Raw genomic sequence first — 14993 nt, forward strand, 5'->3', positions numbered from 1 at the left:
AACCAATCAGGCGCTCGCCCCATGGACCTTTCGCTTTCCAGCTATCTCGCCCCGTTGCTGTCGCTGGCGCTGTTGTGGACGGTCGCGGTGGTCACCCCCGGCCCGAACTTCTTCAACATCGCCCAACTGGCGGTCAGCCGTTCCCGACGCCATGGCGTGGTCGCGGCGCTGGGCGTCGCCAGCGGGACCGTGTTGTGGGGCCTGGCCGGCGGTTTGGGTATTCAGACCTTGTTCAGCGCGGCGCCAACCCTGTACCTGAGCTTCAAGATCGCCGGTGGCTGCTACCTGATCTGCCTCGGCCTCAAGCAGTTCAAACGCAAAGCGCCGATTGCCGCCGGTACGCTGGATGAGTCGCAACAGACCCTGCTGGGAGCCTACGGGCGGGGCTTTCTGGGCAACATGACCAACCCCAAGTCGGCACTGTTCGTCGCCACCATCTTCGCCACCGCGATGCCGGCCCATGTCCCGCCGCTACTGCTGACGCTGGCCGTGCTGACCATGGCCACGCTGTCGTTCAGCTGGTATTGCAGCGTCGCGCTGTTCTTCGCCAGCCGCCGGATCGCGAGCGTTTACGAACGGTCGCGGCAATGGCTGGATCGCTTGGCCGGTGGTTGTTATTTGCTGTTTGGGGCGCATCTGGTGGCTAATCGCTGAGCCGGGTGATATTGCGCGTTAAACCCGTTGCATAAAAAAGGCTTACCTCGCGGTAAGCCTTTTGTTTTTCCTGCGTCGCCTCAATCCCCCAACGCTTCCCCCTCACGCCGTGGATCCGCGCCACCTTCCAGCGAGGCTTTCCCTTGCGCATCCTTGACCCGCACGATCGCCTGCGTGCCGCTGGTCATGTCGATTTCATTCACAACATGTCCCTTGTCTTTCAACGCTTGAATCAGCGCCGGACTGAACTGGCCTTGTTCCAGTTCGGTCGGGCCGTTGCGGCTGCCGAAGTTGGGCAGGCTGATGGCGCTTTGCGGGTCGAGGTTCCAGTCGAGCAGGCCGACGGTGGTCTTGGCCACGTATTCGATGATCTGCGAACCGCCCGGCGAGCCGACGCTGGCGAGGAATTCGCCGCTGTTGCGGTCGAAGATCAGCGTCGGCGCCATCGACGAGCGTGGGCGTTTGCCGGGTTCGACGCGGTTGGCGACTTTCTGCCCGTGCTCTTCGGGGATGAACGAGAAGTCGGTCATCTGGTTGTTCAGCAAAAAGCCCTGCACCATCAGGTGCGAGCCGAATGCCGCTTCGATAGTGGTGGTCATCGACACCGCGCCGCCCAGATCATCCACGGCGACCACTTGCGAGGTGGAGATGCGCAGCGGCGAGCGATCCGGGGCGTAGGCCACTTGCACGCCCGGCGGTGTGCCCGGCTTGGCGCTGCCCATGCTGCGCTCGCCGATCAGGCTGGCGCGGCTGGCGAGGTAACCCGGGTCGACCAGGCCTTTGACCGGCACCGGAACGAAGTCGGTATCGGCCACGTATTGCGCGCGGTCGGCGTAGGCCAGGCGTTCGGCTTCGGCGATCAGGTGCACGGCTTGGGGATCGGGTTCGATACCGGCCGGTTTGTTGGTTTTCACAGGTTTGAGCGGTGTCAGCGACAGACGCGGGTCGCGGCTTTCCAGCGCCTGCAAGGTGCCGAGAATCTGCGCCACGGCGATCCCGCCCGACGACGGCGGCGGCATACCGCAGACCTGCCAGCGTTTGTAGTCGGTGCACAGCGGCGCGCGCTCTTTGGCCTGATAGCGCTGAAGATCATTCAGTGACAGGCTGCCGGGATTGGCGTGGCCCTGCACCTTGGCGACGATCTCTTCGGCGATCGGACCTTTGTACAGCGCGTCCGGACCTTCGGTGGCGATGCGCTTGAGCACGGCGGCCAATGCCGGGTTTTGCAGACGGGTGCCGACGGCTTTGACGCTGCCGTCGCGGTTGAGGAAGTAGGCGGCCATGTCCGGCGATTTACGGATCACCGGGTCGGATTCCAGCAGCGAATGCAGGCGCGGTGAAATCGCAAAGCCCTGCTCGGCGAGTTTGATCGCCGGCTCGAACAGCGTGGCCCACGGCAGGCGACCGTGTTGTTTGTGTGCCATTTCCAGCGCACGCAGCACGCCCGGAGTACCCACCGAGCGCCCGCCGATCTGCGCCTGCGGGAATGGCATCGGTTTGCCGTCGGCCTGCAGGAACAGCTTCTCGGTGGCACCCGCCGGGGCGGTTTCACGTCCGTCGTAGGTGCGCACCTGTTTGCCGTCCCACAACACAATCATCGCACCGCCACCGATCCCGGAGGATTGCGGTTCTACCAGAGTCAGCACCGCTTGCATGGCAATCGCCGCGTCGATGGCCGAACCACCCTTGCGCAGCATCTCGCGACCGGCCTCGGCGGCCAGCGGATTGGCGGCAGCGGCCATGTGTTGACTGGCGTGGCGAGTCTGCAGATCGGTGCGGTAACCGGAAGCGGCTTCCGGCGCCAGCGGCAAGGTCGAGGAGGGCGGGGCGTTGCACGCGGTGAGGGTCAGGGCGCTGATGATCAGCGTCAGGGCAGGCAGGCGAAAGCGGCTCAGGGGCAGGGCTGGAAACACGTGGGGCTCTCCGTCCGTGGGGTGAAAGGTCTGACGGACTTTATCGACCGCTCGGTCGCGACGCAAACCGGCGGGCATTTTTGTCTTTCTTTTCCGGGCGGATATTCGCTAGGGTCAACGTCAAACTCATCGAACTGAAACAAAGCCCCTGTGGGAGCGAGCTTGCTCGCGAATGCGGCGTGTCAGGCAACCAAAATGTTGAATGCACAATCGCTTTCGCGAGCAAGCTCGCTCCCACAAATACAAAACCAACAAGAGGCGACGCATGCACAGCGAGTTCCCCACCGAATCCAGCTACCGCGATCAACGTGAACGGTTTCTTGCCGCCACCAACGCCGCTGGCGCCACGCTCACCTCCTACGCCCATCCGCGCTGTGGCCCTTTCGGCGAACCGCTGAGCACTGATGTCGCGGTGCTCGGTGATCCGCAGGCAAAGCGCCGGCTGGTGGCGCTCAGCGGCACTCACGGAGTTGAGGGCTATTACGGTTCGGATTGCCAGATCGACTGGCTGAAGACTTTCGTGCCGGGCTCGCTGCCCAAGGATGTCGCGGTAGTGATGATCCACCTGATCAACCCGTGGGGCACCGCGTGGCTGCGGCGGGTCAACGAAGACAACATCGACCTCAACCGCAATCACCTGGATTTCACCGGGCCGTTGCCGGACAACCGCGCCTACGCCACGCTGCACGAGATCTACGCCTGCACTGATTTGCACGGCCCCGAGCGTAAGCGCGCCGACGCCTTGCTTGACGGGCAAATTACCGAACACGGCTGGCCGGCGGTGATGTCGATTGTCGAGGGCGGTCAGCACAGTCATCCCGACGGACTGTTCTATGGCGGCCGCGCGCCGAGTTGGTCGAATCGCACGTTGCATCAGATCATCGACGCGCATCTGGCAGGCGCGCAAACCGTGATGTGTTTCGACCTGCACACCGGCGCCGGCGAATACGGTCATCCGATGTTGCTGACCATCACCCAGGCGCCTTACCCGGCGTTGGCGCAAGCACAGTCGATCTACGGCCCATGGTTGTACACCTTGCACACCGGCGCCGAAACGTTGAGCGAAACCGGTGTCGCCGCGACGGCTACCGGCTACACCTCACAGGCATTGCTCAATGCGTTGCCGGGCGTGCAACTGATGCCGTTCGTGATCGAATGCGGAACGTATCCGGGGCCGGAGGTGCATCGTTATTTGCGCGATGATCACTGGTTGCATCTGCATGGCGATCCGCTGGATGCGACGGGGCGGGCGATCAAGTTGAAACTGCTGGAGCAGTTTTATCCGGCAGATCCGGACTGGCGGGCGATGGTCGGGTTGCGCACTCGGCAGATCTGGGCGAAGGGGCTGATGGCCCTGTCGGCAGAGCAGACCTGAATAGGTCAGGATTGGCATTGTGGTGAGGGATTTATCTCCTCACCACAGAGGGCGGTTTTCTCGAGGCATAAAAAAACGGCCTACCTTTCGGTAAGCCGTTTTTAGTACTTGGTGGCTACACAGGGACTTGAACCCCGGACCCCAGCATTATGAATGCTATGCTCTAACCAACTGAGCTATGTAGCCAAGTGGCGCGCATTATTCCCCTGAAATGGAAAAGCGTCAAGCGTAAATTTAAAATATTTCTTCTTATTTTCAACCGCTTATCCTCCGACCCCGGAAATCGGGGGCGGGCAGGGCGTCAACGCAGCTGGAATCTCGCGGTATTGGCGCTCAACGCATGGCTGCCTTGGCTCAGCGTGTCCGCTGCGAGGTTCACCGCCCGCGCACCTTCAAGCAAACGCATCGCCGCCTGATCGACCTGCTGGATATTGCCGCTGACTTCATCGGCGGTGCTCGCCTGTTCCTCAACGGCGGTGGCGATCTGCGCCAAGGTGTCAGTGACACTTTGCACCGCGCTGGCGATTTCACCAAGACGTTCACCAAGACCGGTCACGGCTTCAGCATCCGATTGTGCCTGGCCGCACGCGGCCTCCATCAGGCTCACCGCTTCGTTGACCGTGGCGCGCAAGCTGTCGACGGTGCCGGCAATCTGCGCGGTCGATGACTGGGTGCGCTGCGACAGGCTGCGCACTTCATCGGCGACCACGGCAAAGCCGCGTCCCTGTTCGCCGGCGCGTGCCGCCTCGATCGCAGCATTGAGCGCCAACAGATTGGTCTGCTCGGCGACGCCACGAATGGTGTCGACCACCAGTTGAATCTGCTGGCCCTGTTCGCTGACTCGACCGAGTGCCGCTGCGGTTTCGTTCAGGCGTTGATTGAGCTGCTGAATGCTCGCCGTGGTGCGCTGGCTGTCGCGGCTGCTGTCGGCGGCGATGCGCCGGGTGTGCTGGGCGCTGCCGGAAGCCTGTTCGCAACTCTGCGCCACACCTTGCGAAGTGGCGGCCAGTTGCGTGGCAGCGGCGGCGATCTGGCTGATCTGCAACTGCTGCGCTTCGACTTCGCTCAGCGCGCCGCTGGAATGATCGTTGAGGCTGCGCACCGCGTGGCTCAGTTGCGAGGTTTCGTGATCGACCCCGAGCATGCTCGCGCGCAGTTGCACCACCGCGACGTTGAGCGCGGTGCTGATCGCCGCCAGCTCATCGCGGCCCACCACCGGCACTTGCAGGCTGAGATTGCCGTCACGCAGGGCCTCGGCCAGCAGGGTAATGCCGCTGGCGCTGCGGCGTATCGAAGCCTGCAGGCAGACGAACAGGTACAGCGCCGCCAGCAACAGGCAACCGAACACGGCGGCGACCACGATGAACTGGCGAATCGCCGAGGCGTGGTAGGCGTCCAGACGCTGATCCAGCGACAGCAGCGATTGCTGGCGCAACGACGCGAGATCACCCAGCAGAGCATCGAGGCTGCGTTCGAAGTCTTCAGGCTTGAGGGTAATGCTGCCGCCGAACACGCCGTCATCCAGCACCTTCAGACCAGCGTCCAGACGCTTGAGGCTGTCGTGGTACTGACCAGCCCAGGTTTGCAGATCGCTCGGCAGACGCGCTTCGAGCAGGCCTGCCGTTTTGACAAGCTGCTCGCGGGCGTCGCCGATGCGGCCGCGCAGGTCGCGTAGCTGCAAGCGACTTTGCAGGGTGAATTGTCCTGAGACCACCGAAGCCTGGCCGACGGCGGCGAGGCGACCCACACGCTCGATCAGATCCGGTGCGTGTTGCGTGGAGATCTGCGTCAGCAGATAGGTTTCCAGCCATGGCGCCAACGTCAGGCGGTTGTCCATGACGATCTGCTCGCGCAAGGCTTGCAGGGCGCTGAGGGCGTTGGTGAAACGATCGTAACCGTCCGGCCACCAACCGACGCTGCTCAGGCTTTTCGAATCCAGACCACCGAGCGCGGTTTGCAGGGCTTGATAGCGGGCGAGGGTTTCGCCTTCGGCACCTTCATTTTTCAGCGCGTTGCCCAAATCGCTGGTGGCTTGCTGGACGGCTGGTTGCACCGCGTCAAACGCTGCCATGGCAGCGAGGGTGGCCGGGGTTGGCTGGCGATTGGTTTCGGTGGCGCGCCAACGGGCGGCGCGGTCACGCTGGGCGGCGAGCAGGTTGTCCAGCGCATCAAGGCTGAGCAACTGGCGTACGCCGGCGCGTTCGCCGGAAATCAGATTGAGCTTGTCGCGATAGTCCTGGCCGATCATCAACAGGCTGCCGGCCAACGGCAGAATGAACAGCAGAAACAACAGCTGGAATTTACGCGCGAATCCAAACCGCCCCAGCAATTTGATCCCCGGTGACAAGAAAGCCTGCATGCCTCATGACTCCTCTGGACACCACGCACCATTGGCGTGCATCACGGTCGTGCGACCTCGATGTCGTGCCCTGCTAAAAGGCCCCGAAAGTTCACTCTCGCCCGCTCTGTAGGCCGGCTCTGTAGCGAAACTTCCCATTCTCGGAGGCCTTTGTAAGGCCGCCGCGTTCGAGGGGAGAAGCAAGGCAAGATTCAGACCATGGCGTTGCGCTATCACTTCGCGTGCGACGGTCAGTCAGTTAGTTAGCTGGCTAAGGGGATGGCGCTGGCGCACCGAAAAATGGCACATTGACGCACCTGCCTGCGTGCACCCATCTGCTGTACGGAAACTTTCATGGCTATCAGCAACGCTCAGACCGCCGCTGCCTCGGCGTCCGCTCCTCCCCAAAGCAGCCCGTTGGTGATGCGTATCATCGGCGCGGTGGCGCTGGCGCATTTGATCAACGACCTGATTCAGTCGGTGCTGCCGTCGATCTATCCGATGCTCAAAGCCAACTATGGTTTGAGCTTCACCCAGGTCGGCCTGATCACGCTGACCTTCCAGTTGACCGCTTCGCTGTTGCAGCCGTGGGTCGGCTATCACACTGATCGCCATCCGAAACCGTGGCTGTTGCCGGCGGGTTCGGTTTGCACGCTGATTGGCATCGTGATGATGTCAGTGGTCGGCAGTTTTCCATTGATTCTGCTGGCAGCGGCGCTGATCGGTATCGGTTCCTCGACCTTTCACCCCGAGGCGTCACGGATTGCCCGGCTGGCCTCGGGCGGACGCTTTGGTCTGGCGCAATCGACCTTTCAGGTCGGCGGTAACGCCGGTTCCGCGTTCGGCCCATTACTGGCAGCGGCGATCATTATTCCGTTCGGTCAGGGCAACGTGGCGTGGTTCGGTCTGTTCGCGGTGTTTGCGCTGTTCGTGCTGTATCGCATCAGCCGCTGGTACGCCCATCACCTGAACCTGTTCAAGCTCAAGGCCGGGCAGGCGGCGACTCACGGGTTGTCGAAGGGCAGGGTGATCAGTGCGCTGGTAGTGCTCGGTCTGCTGGTGTTCTCCAAGTATTTCTACATGGCCAGCCTCACCAGCTATTTCACGTTCTACCTGATCGAGAAGTTCGACCTGTCGGTGGCCAGTTCACAGCTGCACCTGTTCCTGTTTCTCGGCGCGGTGGCGGCGGGGACGTTCTTTGGCGGGCCGATCGGCGACAAGATCGGGCGTAAGGCGGTGATCTGGTTTTCGATCCTCGGCGTGGCGCCGTTCACGTTGCTAATGCCGCACGTCGATCTGTTCTGGACCACTGTCCTCAGCGTGGTGATCGGCTTCATTCTCGCCTCGGCGTTCTCGGCGATTGTGGTTTACGCGCAGGAACTGGTGCCGGGCAATGTCGGGATGATCGCCGGGGTGTTCTTCGGCTTGATGTTTGGTTTCGGCGGGATTGGTGCGGCGCTGCTGGGGCATCTGGCGGATGTGCACGGTATCGAGTACGTGTATTTCCTGTGCTCTTTTTTGCCGTTGTTTGGCGTGCTGGCGATCTTCCTGCCGCGCACCAAAAAAACCTGACCCCACACCATTTCCAACTGTGGGAGCGGGCTTGCTCGCGAATGCGGTGTATCAGTCGATATTAATGTGGCTGACACACCGCTTTCGCGAGCAAGCCCGCTCCCACAGGGGGATTGGTGGTGTTGTATAAAAATCTGTAAGGCACAAAAAAGCCGCGTATCAAACGCGGCTTTTTCTTGGGCGTGTCGCTTACACGTTGAAACGGAAGTGCATTACGTCGCCGTCTTTGACGATGTAGTCCTTGCCTTCCAGGCGCCATTTACCGGCTTCCTTGGTACCGGCTTCGCCCTTGTACTGGATGAAGTCGTTGTAGGCGATCACTTCGGCGCGGATGAAGCCTTTCTCGAAGTCGGTGTGGATCACGCCAGCAGCTTGTGGTGCGGTGGCACCGACGCGGACGGTCCAGGCGCGGACTTCTTCAACACCGGCGGTGAAGTAGGTCTGCAGGTGCAGCATTTCGTAGCCGGCGCGGATCACGCGGTTCAGGCCAGGCTCTTCCAGGCCCAGGGCCTCGAGGAACATGTCTTTCTCTTCGCCGTCATCGAGCTCGGCGATTTCCGCTTCGATCTTGTTGCACACCGGAACGACCATGGCGCCTTCTTCTTCGGCGATGGCCTTGACCACGTCCAGGTGCGGGTTGTTCTCGAAACCGTCTTCAGCGACGTTGGCGATGTACATGACCGGTTTGGTGGTCAGCAGGTGGAAGCCCTTGATCACCGACTTTTCGTCAGCGCTCATGTTCTTCATCAGGCTGCGCGCAGGCTTGGCCTCGGTGAAGTGCGCGATCAGTTGCTCAAGCAGAGCTTTCTGAACGACTGCGTCCTTGTCACCGCCCTTGGCGTTGCGCGCGACTTTCTGCAGTTGCTTCTCGCAGCTGTCGAGGTCGGCGAAGATCAGTTCCAGGTCGATGATTTCGATGTCGCGCTTCGGGTCGACGCTGTTGGAAACGTGGATCACGTTGTCGTCTTCGAAGCAGCGCACCACGTGAGCGATGGCGTCGGTTTCGCGGATGTTGGCCAGGAACTTGTTGCCCAGACCTTCACCTTTCGAGGCGCCGGCCACCAGGCCTGCGATGTCGACGAATTCCATGGTGGTCGGCAGGATGCGCTTCGGATTGACAATGGCCGCCAGGGCTTCCAGACGTGGATCCGGCATCGGCACGATGCCGCTGTTCGGCTCGATGGTGCAGAAGGGGAAGTTCTCGGCCGCGATACCGGATTTGGTCAGGGCGTTGAACAGGGTGGACTTGCCGACGTTAGGCAGGCCGACGATGCCGCAATTGAATCCCATGGTGTTTCCCCTCGGATTAGAGTCAGGCCTTCTGGCTGTGCAGGTTTTTCATCGCGCGGTTCCATTCACCGGCGAGGATATCCGGCAGCACGCCGAGGGCAAAGTCGATGCTGGCATCGAGTTTTTCCTGTTCGGCGCGTGGCGCACGACCCAGGACGAAATTTGAAACCATACTGGCGACGCCCGGGTGGCCGATGCCAAGCCGCAGGCGGTAGAAAGTATTCTGATTGCCCAGTTGCGCAATGATGTCGCGCAACCCGTTGTGACCGCCATGGCCGCCGCCCTGTTTGAGCTTGGCGACGCCCGGAGGCAGGTCGAGTTCGTCGTGCGCCACCAGGATTTCTTCAGGCTTGATGCGGAAGAAACCGGCGAGTGCCGCCACGGCCTGGCCGCTGCGGTTCATGTAGGTGGTGGGAATCAGCAGACGAACATCCTGACCCTGATGCGAGTAGCGCCCGGTCAGGCCGAAATATTTGCGATCGGCCACAAGGTTCACACCTTGCGCGGCAGCGATGCGCTCAACAAAAAGGGCCCCTGCGTTATGCCGGGTCTGTTCGTATTCAGCGCCTGGATTTCCCAGGCCAACGATCAGTTTGATGGCAGTCACGATAGGGGCCCTTCCTTGGAGTGGTGGATAACATCGCCGCAAGCAGTGAAGGCGGCGAAAGTGGACGAAAATTGCTCATTTACCATGAATGTAAACTCCGCGTTCTCGCCCGCTTTCTCGCTACGTTCCAGTCCGCGATGTTTCACTCACTCCGACGAACAGAGTGAAATTACTCTGCTGCGCCTTCTTCGGTAGCTTCTGGAGCAACACGTGGAGCGTGGACGTTGGCTACTGCCTTGTCATCGCCGTGTGCCAGAGCAACGAACTCGACACCTTTAGGAGCTTTGAGGTCCGACAGGTGAACGATGGTGCCGATTTCAGCGTCAGCCAGGTCGACTTCGATGAACTCAGGCAGGTCTTTTGGCAGGCAGGAAACTTCGATCTCGGCAACAACGTGCGAGATTTCGCCGCCTTTCTTCACTGGAGCAGCTTCGTTGATGAAGTGCACAGGAACGATAGCGGTCAGTTTCTGGCCAGCTACAACGCGTACGAAGTCAGCGTGCATCACGTGGCCTTTGGCCGGGTGACGTTGCAGGGCTTTGATCACGACGTTTTGTTTCTTGCCACCAACGTTCAGCTCGATGATGTGGCTGTAAGCCGCTTCGTTTTCGAGCAGTTTGGCAACTTCTTTGGCCAGCATGCTGATGGATTCAGGGGCTTTGTCGCCACCGTAAACAACAGCTGGAACCAGAGCGGCGAGACGACGCAGGCGGCGGCTCGCACCTTTCCCCAGGTCGGAACGCACTTCAGCATTCAGAGTAAAATCGTTCATTTTGTATCTCCAAAATAGCCATGACCGAGTGGCGTTTGCGACCAGCGCCAAACACGGTATGGGCAAAAAAGCCCCGCCCCGACAGGAATGCCGGGGCGGGGCGCTTTTCGTCAACGAGACATTTCGAGAAGGGCAGGGCCCTTAACGGAACATCGCGCTGATCGATTCTTCATTGCTGATGCGGCGAACCGCTTCGGCAACAACCGGTGCGATATCCAGTTGACGGATACGTGCACAGGCTTGTGCTGCAGCGGACAGCGGGATGGTGTTAGTCACCACCAGCTCGTCCAGCACGGAATTTTCGATATTCTCGATGGCCCGACCCGACAGCACAGGGTGTGTGCAGTAGGCAAAGACCTTGGCTGCGCCATGCTCTTTCAGGGCCTTGGCCGCGTGGCACAGAGTGCCGGCGGTATCGACCATGTCATCGACCAGAATGCAGGTACGCCCTTCGACATCACCGATGATATGCATCACTTCAGAGTGATTGGCTTTCTCACGGCGTTTGTCGATGATCCCGAGATCCACGCCCAGGGATTTGGCAACAGCCCGTGCACGCACGACGCCACCAATGTCCGGGGACACGATCATCAGGTTTTCGAAGCGCTGATCTTCAATGTCATCCACCAGAACCGGGGAGCCGTAGATGTTATCTACCGGAATATCGAAGAAGCCCTGAATCTGGTCAGCATGCAGATCAACCGTGAGAACACGGTCGATGCCGACTACGGTGAGCATGTCAGCAACGACTTTCGCGCTGATAGCCACACGTGCGGAACGCGGACGGCGATCCTGACGGGCATAACCAAAATAAGGAATAACAGCAGTAATACGAGTAGCCGAGGAGCGGCGGAAGGCATCAGCCATCACTACCAGTTCCATCAGGTTATCGTTGGTCGGAGCGCAAGTCGGCTGAATAATGAAAACGTCTTTACCGCGAACGTTTTCATTGATCTCGGCAGTAATTTCGCCGTCGGAGAATTTACCGACAGAGATGTCACCGAGAGGGATATGCAGCTGACGTACAACACGCCGAGCCAGATCGGGGTTAGCGTTCCCCGTAAAGACCATCATCTTGGACACGCGCAGTACCTAGAGGCTGAGGGTAACCTGGATGAGTATAGAAAATGGCAGGGGCGGCTGGATTCGAACCAACGCATGGCAGGATCAAAACCTGCTGCCTTACCGCTTGGCGACGCCCCTGTATCTGTTGCTTCAAGTGCCTGGCACTTGATTCCTTTTAGAGCAGACTTTGCAGCTTGCGATGCAACATCGAAACGTTGCTTCCTTTCGCTACAAACCCTGTAAGGGTCTCTGTCAGAAGGGCCGAGACTTTATCAGCTTCAGCTTTGCTTGGGAAGCCCCCAAACACACAACTTCCAGTTCCGGTGAGTTTTGCTTCGGTAAATTTACCTAACAAATCCAATGCGTTACGTACTTCTGGATAACGCCTTGCAACCACCGGCAAGCAGTCATTTCGACTGTTTCCCTCGGGAACGGGGCGCACTTTAATGGGCGGCGTGTTACGTGTCAACAAAGGATCGGAAAAAATTTCTGCCGTACTTACAGAGACTTGCGGCACGAGTACCAGATACCACGGTTCTTCGGGGTCGACCGGGGTCAGTTTCTCGCCCACGCCTTCGGCAAAAGCTGCATGGCCACGGACGAAAACCGGCACGTCTGCACCGAGCGAAAGGCCCAGTGCCGCGAGGCGATCTTCATCCCAGCCCAGTTGCCACAAGTGATTGAGGCCTAGCAGGGTGGTCGCGGCATTCGAGCTGCCGCCACCGATGCCGCCGCCCATGGGCAGCACCTTGTCGATCCAGATGTCGATGCCGAGTGTGCAGCCGGACTGTTGCTGAAGCATTTTCGCCGCGCGCACGATCAGGTTGCTGTCGTGGGGCACGCCAGCGAATTCGGTGTGCAGATGAATCACGCCGTCATCGCGCACGGCGAAGGTGATTTCGTCGCCGTAATCGACAAACTGAAACAGCGTCTGCAGTTCGTGGTAGCCATCTGCGCGGCGCCCGAGAATGTGCAGCATCAGGTTGAGCTTGGCCGGCGACGGCAGCGTCAGACGTGGAGCGGTCATGCTTTATTGCCCCAATTTACGCGGTTGCCAGGTCTTGATCACCAGCGTCACGTCCAGATCGGTGCCGTGCAGTTTGATCCGCTCGGGCAGCCAGTAACCGTTTTGCTCGGCGTAGCTGAGGTACTCGACCTTCCAGCCGTCCTGTTCCAGATTGGCCAGGCGACTGTCGTTATCGAGGGTCAGACGGCTTTTGCTGCTGGGGGCCGGCAGGCCACGGACCCACCAGGCCAGATTGGATACCGGCAGCTTCCAGCCGAGTTGCTCTTCGAGCAGCGCTTCCGGTGACTCGGAGTCATAGCGGCCCTGATTGGCGACTTCCAGCGAAACCTTGCCCGGGCGCCCGGTCAGACGTGCCGCGCCACGACCCAGCGGGCCGGACAGGCGAATGTCGTAGTAGTCCTGGCGTTGCAGCCAGAACAGCGTGCCGCTACCGGAATCTTTCGGTGCGCGAATGCCGATCTTGCCGTCGATCTGCCAGCCGTCGAGGCCGGTCAGCTGTTGTTTGTTCGCGGCCCACTGAGCCGGACTGCCGTGGCCCTCGACCGATTCGCGAGCGCCGAAACCCGCGCAACCGGCGAGCAGGGCGATGAAGCTGAAAACAATAACGTGGCGCAAAAACATGAGTTAAAGAGTCTCGGATCCGGTCAGGCGCTTGATGGTGCTGCGCAGGATGGTGCTGTCGGGCTGATCTTTGAGGTACTTGCCCCAGACTTGTTTGGCCTCACGCTGATTGCCCTTTACCCACAGAACTTCGCCCAGGTGCGCGGCGACTTCGTGGTCCGGGAAACGCTCGAGCGCCTGACGCAGATATTTCTCGGCGTCGTCCAGATTGCCCATGCGGAAATTCACCCAGCCGAGGCTGTCGAGTACCGCCGGGTCTTCCGGATTGATCTGGTGCGCCTGTTCGATCAGGGCCTTGGCTTCAGCGTAGCGGGTGGTGCGATCGGACAGGGTATAGCCCAGCGCATTGAGCGCCATGGCGTTGTCCGGGTCGCGCTTGATGATCAGGCGCAGGTCTTTTTCCATCTGTGCCAGATCATTGCGTTTTTCCGCGAGCATGGCCCGGGTGTAGAGCAGATTCAGATCGTCCGGGTATTGCTGCAAGGCTTTATCCAGGGTTTTCCAGGCCTTGTCGTCCTGTTTGTTGGCCGACAGGGTTTCGGATTCGATCAGATACAGCTGGATCGCGTAATCCGGCTGGGCATCGCGTTCGGCGGCGAGTTTGCTCTGGGCTTCGGCGGTCTTGCCGTTGTTCATCAGAATATCGGCCTGACGCAGTTGCGCCGGCAGGTAGTCGTTGCCCGGGCCGACCTGCGCGTATTCGATCAGCGCGCCTTGCGGGTCATTGCGTTCTTCAGCGATGCGCCCCAGGTTGAGGTGCGCCGAATCGACATGACTTTCACGAGCGATCAGGTCTTCCAGGTAACCCTTGGCCTCGTCCCAGGCCTTGGCTTCCAGGCACACCAGTGCCAGCGAATAACGCAGTTCGTCGTCTTCCGGGTATTGCTGAACGAGGGTGGAGAACTCGACCTTGGCGTCATCCATCCGGTCCTGTTCAACCAGCGTGCGCGCATAAGTCAGGCGCAGGCGTTTGTCGTCCGGGTATTTCTTGATGCTTTTGCGCAACAGCGGCAGGGCTTCGTCGCCACGATTCATGGTTTGCAGCAGACGCGCGCGCAGCAGGATCGGCGCAATCTCGCCTTCTTCCGGCGGGTTGTCTTCGAGCAGGGTCAGAGCGGCTTTATTGTCGCCGTCCTGTTGCAGCAGCAGGGCCTTGCCGAAAATCAGCTGGCTGTTCTTCGGGTGGCGCTGTAGCAGACGGTCGAAACTTTTCATCAGGCCGTTGCGGGTTTCCTGATCGGTATCGGCGGCCGACAGCGCGAGGAAGTCGAAATGGGTGTCGCCCTTGCCCTGCAGGACTTTCTCCATATAGACCATGGAGTCGTCATAACGCCCGGCGCGGGCCAGTTGCACGGCGGCGGCGCGTTGCGCTTCGAGGTCGTCCGGAGCGTTTTTTGCCCAGATCAGTGCGGTATCCAGCGCAGGCTGGTCGGCACCGAGATATTCGGCGATGCGGAACGCGCGCTCGGAAACCCCCGGGTCCTGAGTATTGATCGCCTGGGTCACGTAGTTGTCCAGGGCAATGTCGAACCGATTGCGCTGGCCGGCGAGTTCGGCGCTCAGCAGGCTGAAAACGGTTTCCTCGCTGAACGAGCTGTAAACCTTGGGTTTTTCAGGCGGGGACGCGGTGTCTTCGACCGGCGGGGTACCGTCCGGCGAAACGGGTGCCATGGCCTGGCAGCCGCTGAGGAAGACAAAAGCAAGGAGCAACGCGGAAGATCTATTCATATAGGAAGAGGACGACTAACCTGCGGTCGGA

Annotated in this window: 12 protein-coding genes and 2 tRNA genes; 3 read left to right on the forward strand and 11 right to left on the reverse strand. The window is 60.4% G+C overall.

The features are described 5' to 3' along the window. The first annotated feature begins 21 nt into the window (after window positions 1-21). On the forward strand, window positions 22-654 hold the full coding sequence (locus tag J1G18_RS19615; RefSeq protein WP_223008303.1) for a LysE family translocator: 633 nt from the start codon (window positions 22-24) through the stop codon (window positions 652-654). Window positions 655-734: 80 nt separating this feature from the next. Here the strand turns inward: J1G18_RS19615 and ggt are convergent, their stop codons facing one another. After that, on the reverse strand, window positions 735-2567 hold the full coding sequence (ggt, locus tag J1G18_RS19620; RefSeq protein WP_223008324.1) for a gamma-glutamyltransferase: 1833 nt from the start codon (window positions 2565-2567) through the stop codon (window positions 735-737). Window positions 2568-2832: 265 nt separating this feature from the next. On the opposite strand from ggt, the gene J1G18_RS19625 reads away from it, so the two are divergent. Next, the gene (locus tag J1G18_RS19625) at window positions 2833-3942 is read left to right on the forward strand and encodes a DUF2817 domain-containing protein (RefSeq protein ID WP_098965593.1); all 1110 of its coding nucleotides are present in this window, start codon (window positions 2833-2835) and stop codon (window positions 3940-3942) included. 109 nt (window positions 3943-4051) lie between these two features. Here the strand turns inward: J1G18_RS19625 and J1G18_RS19630 are convergent. Continuing rightward, window positions 4052-4128 (reverse strand) — tRNA-Met (locus J1G18_RS19630). A gap of 115 nt (window positions 4129-4243) precedes the next feature. Further along, complete coding sequence (locus J1G18_RS19635; RefSeq protein WP_210558561.1) at window positions 4244-6301, reverse strand: methyl-accepting chemotaxis protein; 2058 nt, start codon at window positions 6299-6301, stop codon at window positions 4244-4246. A gap of 333 nt (window positions 6302-6634) precedes the next feature. Between J1G18_RS19635 and J1G18_RS19640 the strand changes: the two genes are divergently transcribed. Further along, window positions 6635-7852 (forward strand): MFS transporter, encoded by a 1218-nt coding sequence (locus tag J1G18_RS19640; protein WP_098965589.1) that lies wholly within the window; start codon window positions 6635-6637, stop codon window positions 7850-7852. 189 nt (window positions 7853-8041) lie between these two features. Here the strand turns inward: J1G18_RS19640 and ychF are convergent, their stop codons facing one another. From ychF to J1G18_RS19680, 8 genes are all read right to left on the reverse strand, one after another. Next, window positions 8042-9142 carry a redox-regulated ATPase YchF gene (gene ychF / locus J1G18_RS19645; RefSeq protein WP_047599160.1) on the reverse strand — a complete coding sequence of 367 codons (1101 nt, stop codon included), beginning with the start codon at window positions 9140-9142 and terminating at the stop codon, window positions 8042-8044. A 22-nt stretch (window positions 9143-9164) separates the two neighbouring features. Then, window positions 9165-9749 (reverse strand): aminoacyl-tRNA hydrolase, encoded by a 585-nt coding sequence (gene pth / locus J1G18_RS19650; protein ID WP_003228164.1) that lies wholly within the window; start codon window positions 9747-9749, stop codon window positions 9165-9167. A gap of 169 nt (window positions 9750-9918) precedes the next feature. After that, window positions 9919-10521 carry a 50S ribosomal protein L25/general stress protein Ctc gene (locus tag J1G18_RS19655; protein ID WP_095136806.1) on the reverse strand — a complete coding sequence of 201 codons (603 nt, stop codon included), beginning with the start codon at window positions 10519-10521 and terminating at the stop codon, window positions 9919-9921. 141 nt (window positions 10522-10662) lie between these two features. Further along, window positions 10663-11604: a ribose-phosphate pyrophosphokinase gene (locus J1G18_RS19660; RefSeq protein ID WP_003171603.1), complete on the reverse strand. Its 942-nt coding sequence runs from the start codon at window positions 11602-11604 to the stop codon at window positions 10663-10665. A gap of 45 nt (window positions 11605-11649) precedes the next feature. Continuing rightward, a tRNA-Gln gene (locus J1G18_RS19665) sits at window positions 11650-11724 on the reverse strand. Between the two features lie 37 nt (window positions 11725-11761). Further along, on the reverse strand, window positions 11762-12613 hold the full coding sequence (gene ispE / locus J1G18_RS19670) for a 4-(cytidine 5'-diphospho)-2-C-methyl-D-erythritol kinase (RefSeq protein ID WP_027612238.1): 852 nt from the start codon (window positions 12611-12613) through the stop codon (window positions 11762-11764). A gap of 3 nt (window positions 12614-12616) precedes the next feature. Further along, window positions 12617-13234 (reverse strand): lipoprotein insertase outer membrane protein LolB, encoded by a 618-nt coding sequence (gene lolB, locus J1G18_RS19675; RefSeq protein WP_095136807.1) that lies wholly within the window; start codon window positions 13232-13234, stop codon window positions 12617-12619. Between the two features lie 3 nt (window positions 13235-13237). After that, on the reverse strand, window positions 13238-14962 hold the full coding sequence (locus tag J1G18_RS19680; RefSeq protein WP_098965585.1) for a tetratricopeptide repeat protein: 1725 nt from the start codon (window positions 14960-14962) through the stop codon (window positions 13238-13240). Window positions 14963-14993 lie beyond the last annotated feature (31 nt).

The organism is Pseudomonas sp. MIS38 (assembly GCF_019891575.1).
Lineage (GTDB): Bacteria > Pseudomonadota > Gammaproteobacteria > Pseudomonadales > Pseudomonadaceae > Aquipseudomonas > Aquipseudomonas putida_A.

What these genes read in the sequence shown, in the direction of transcription:
- J1G18_RS19615 (WP_223008303.1), top strand. Translation starts at nt 22, where the DNA reads ATGGACCTTTCGCTTTCCAGCTATCTCGCCCCGTTGCTGTCGCTGGCG.
- J1G18_RS19625 (WP_098965593.1), top strand. Translation starts at nt 2,833, where the DNA reads ATGCACAGCGAGTTCCCCACCGAATCCAGCTACCGCGATCAACGTGAA.
- J1G18_RS19635 (WP_210558561.1), bottom strand. Translation starts at nt 6,301, where the DNA reads ATGCAGGCTTTCTTGTCACCGGGGATCAAATTGCTGGGGCGGTTTGGA.
- J1G18_RS19640 (WP_098965589.1), top strand. Translation starts at nt 6,635, where the DNA reads ATGGCTATCAGCAACGCTCAGACCGCCGCTGCCTCGGCGTCCGCTCCT.
- ychF (WP_047599160.1), bottom strand. Translation starts at nt 9,142, where the DNA reads ATGGGATTCAATTGCGGCATCGTCGGCCTGCCTAACGTCGGCAAGTCC.
- J1G18_RS19655 (WP_095136806.1), bottom strand. Translation starts at nt 10,521, where the DNA reads ATGAACGATTTTACTCTGAATGCTGAAGTGCGTTCCGACCTGGGGAAA.
- ispE (WP_027612238.1), bottom strand. Translation starts at nt 12,613, where the DNA reads ATGACCGCTCCACGTCTGACGCTGCCGTCGCCGGCCAAGCTCAACCTG.
- lolB (WP_095136807.1), bottom strand. Translation starts at nt 13,234, where the DNA reads ATGTTTTTGCGCCACGTTATTGTTTTCAGCTTCATCGCCCTGCTCGCC.
- J1G18_RS19680 (WP_098965585.1), bottom strand. Translation starts at nt 14,962, where the DNA reads ATGAATAGATCTTCCGCGTTGCTCCTTGCTTTTGTCTTCCTCAGCGGC.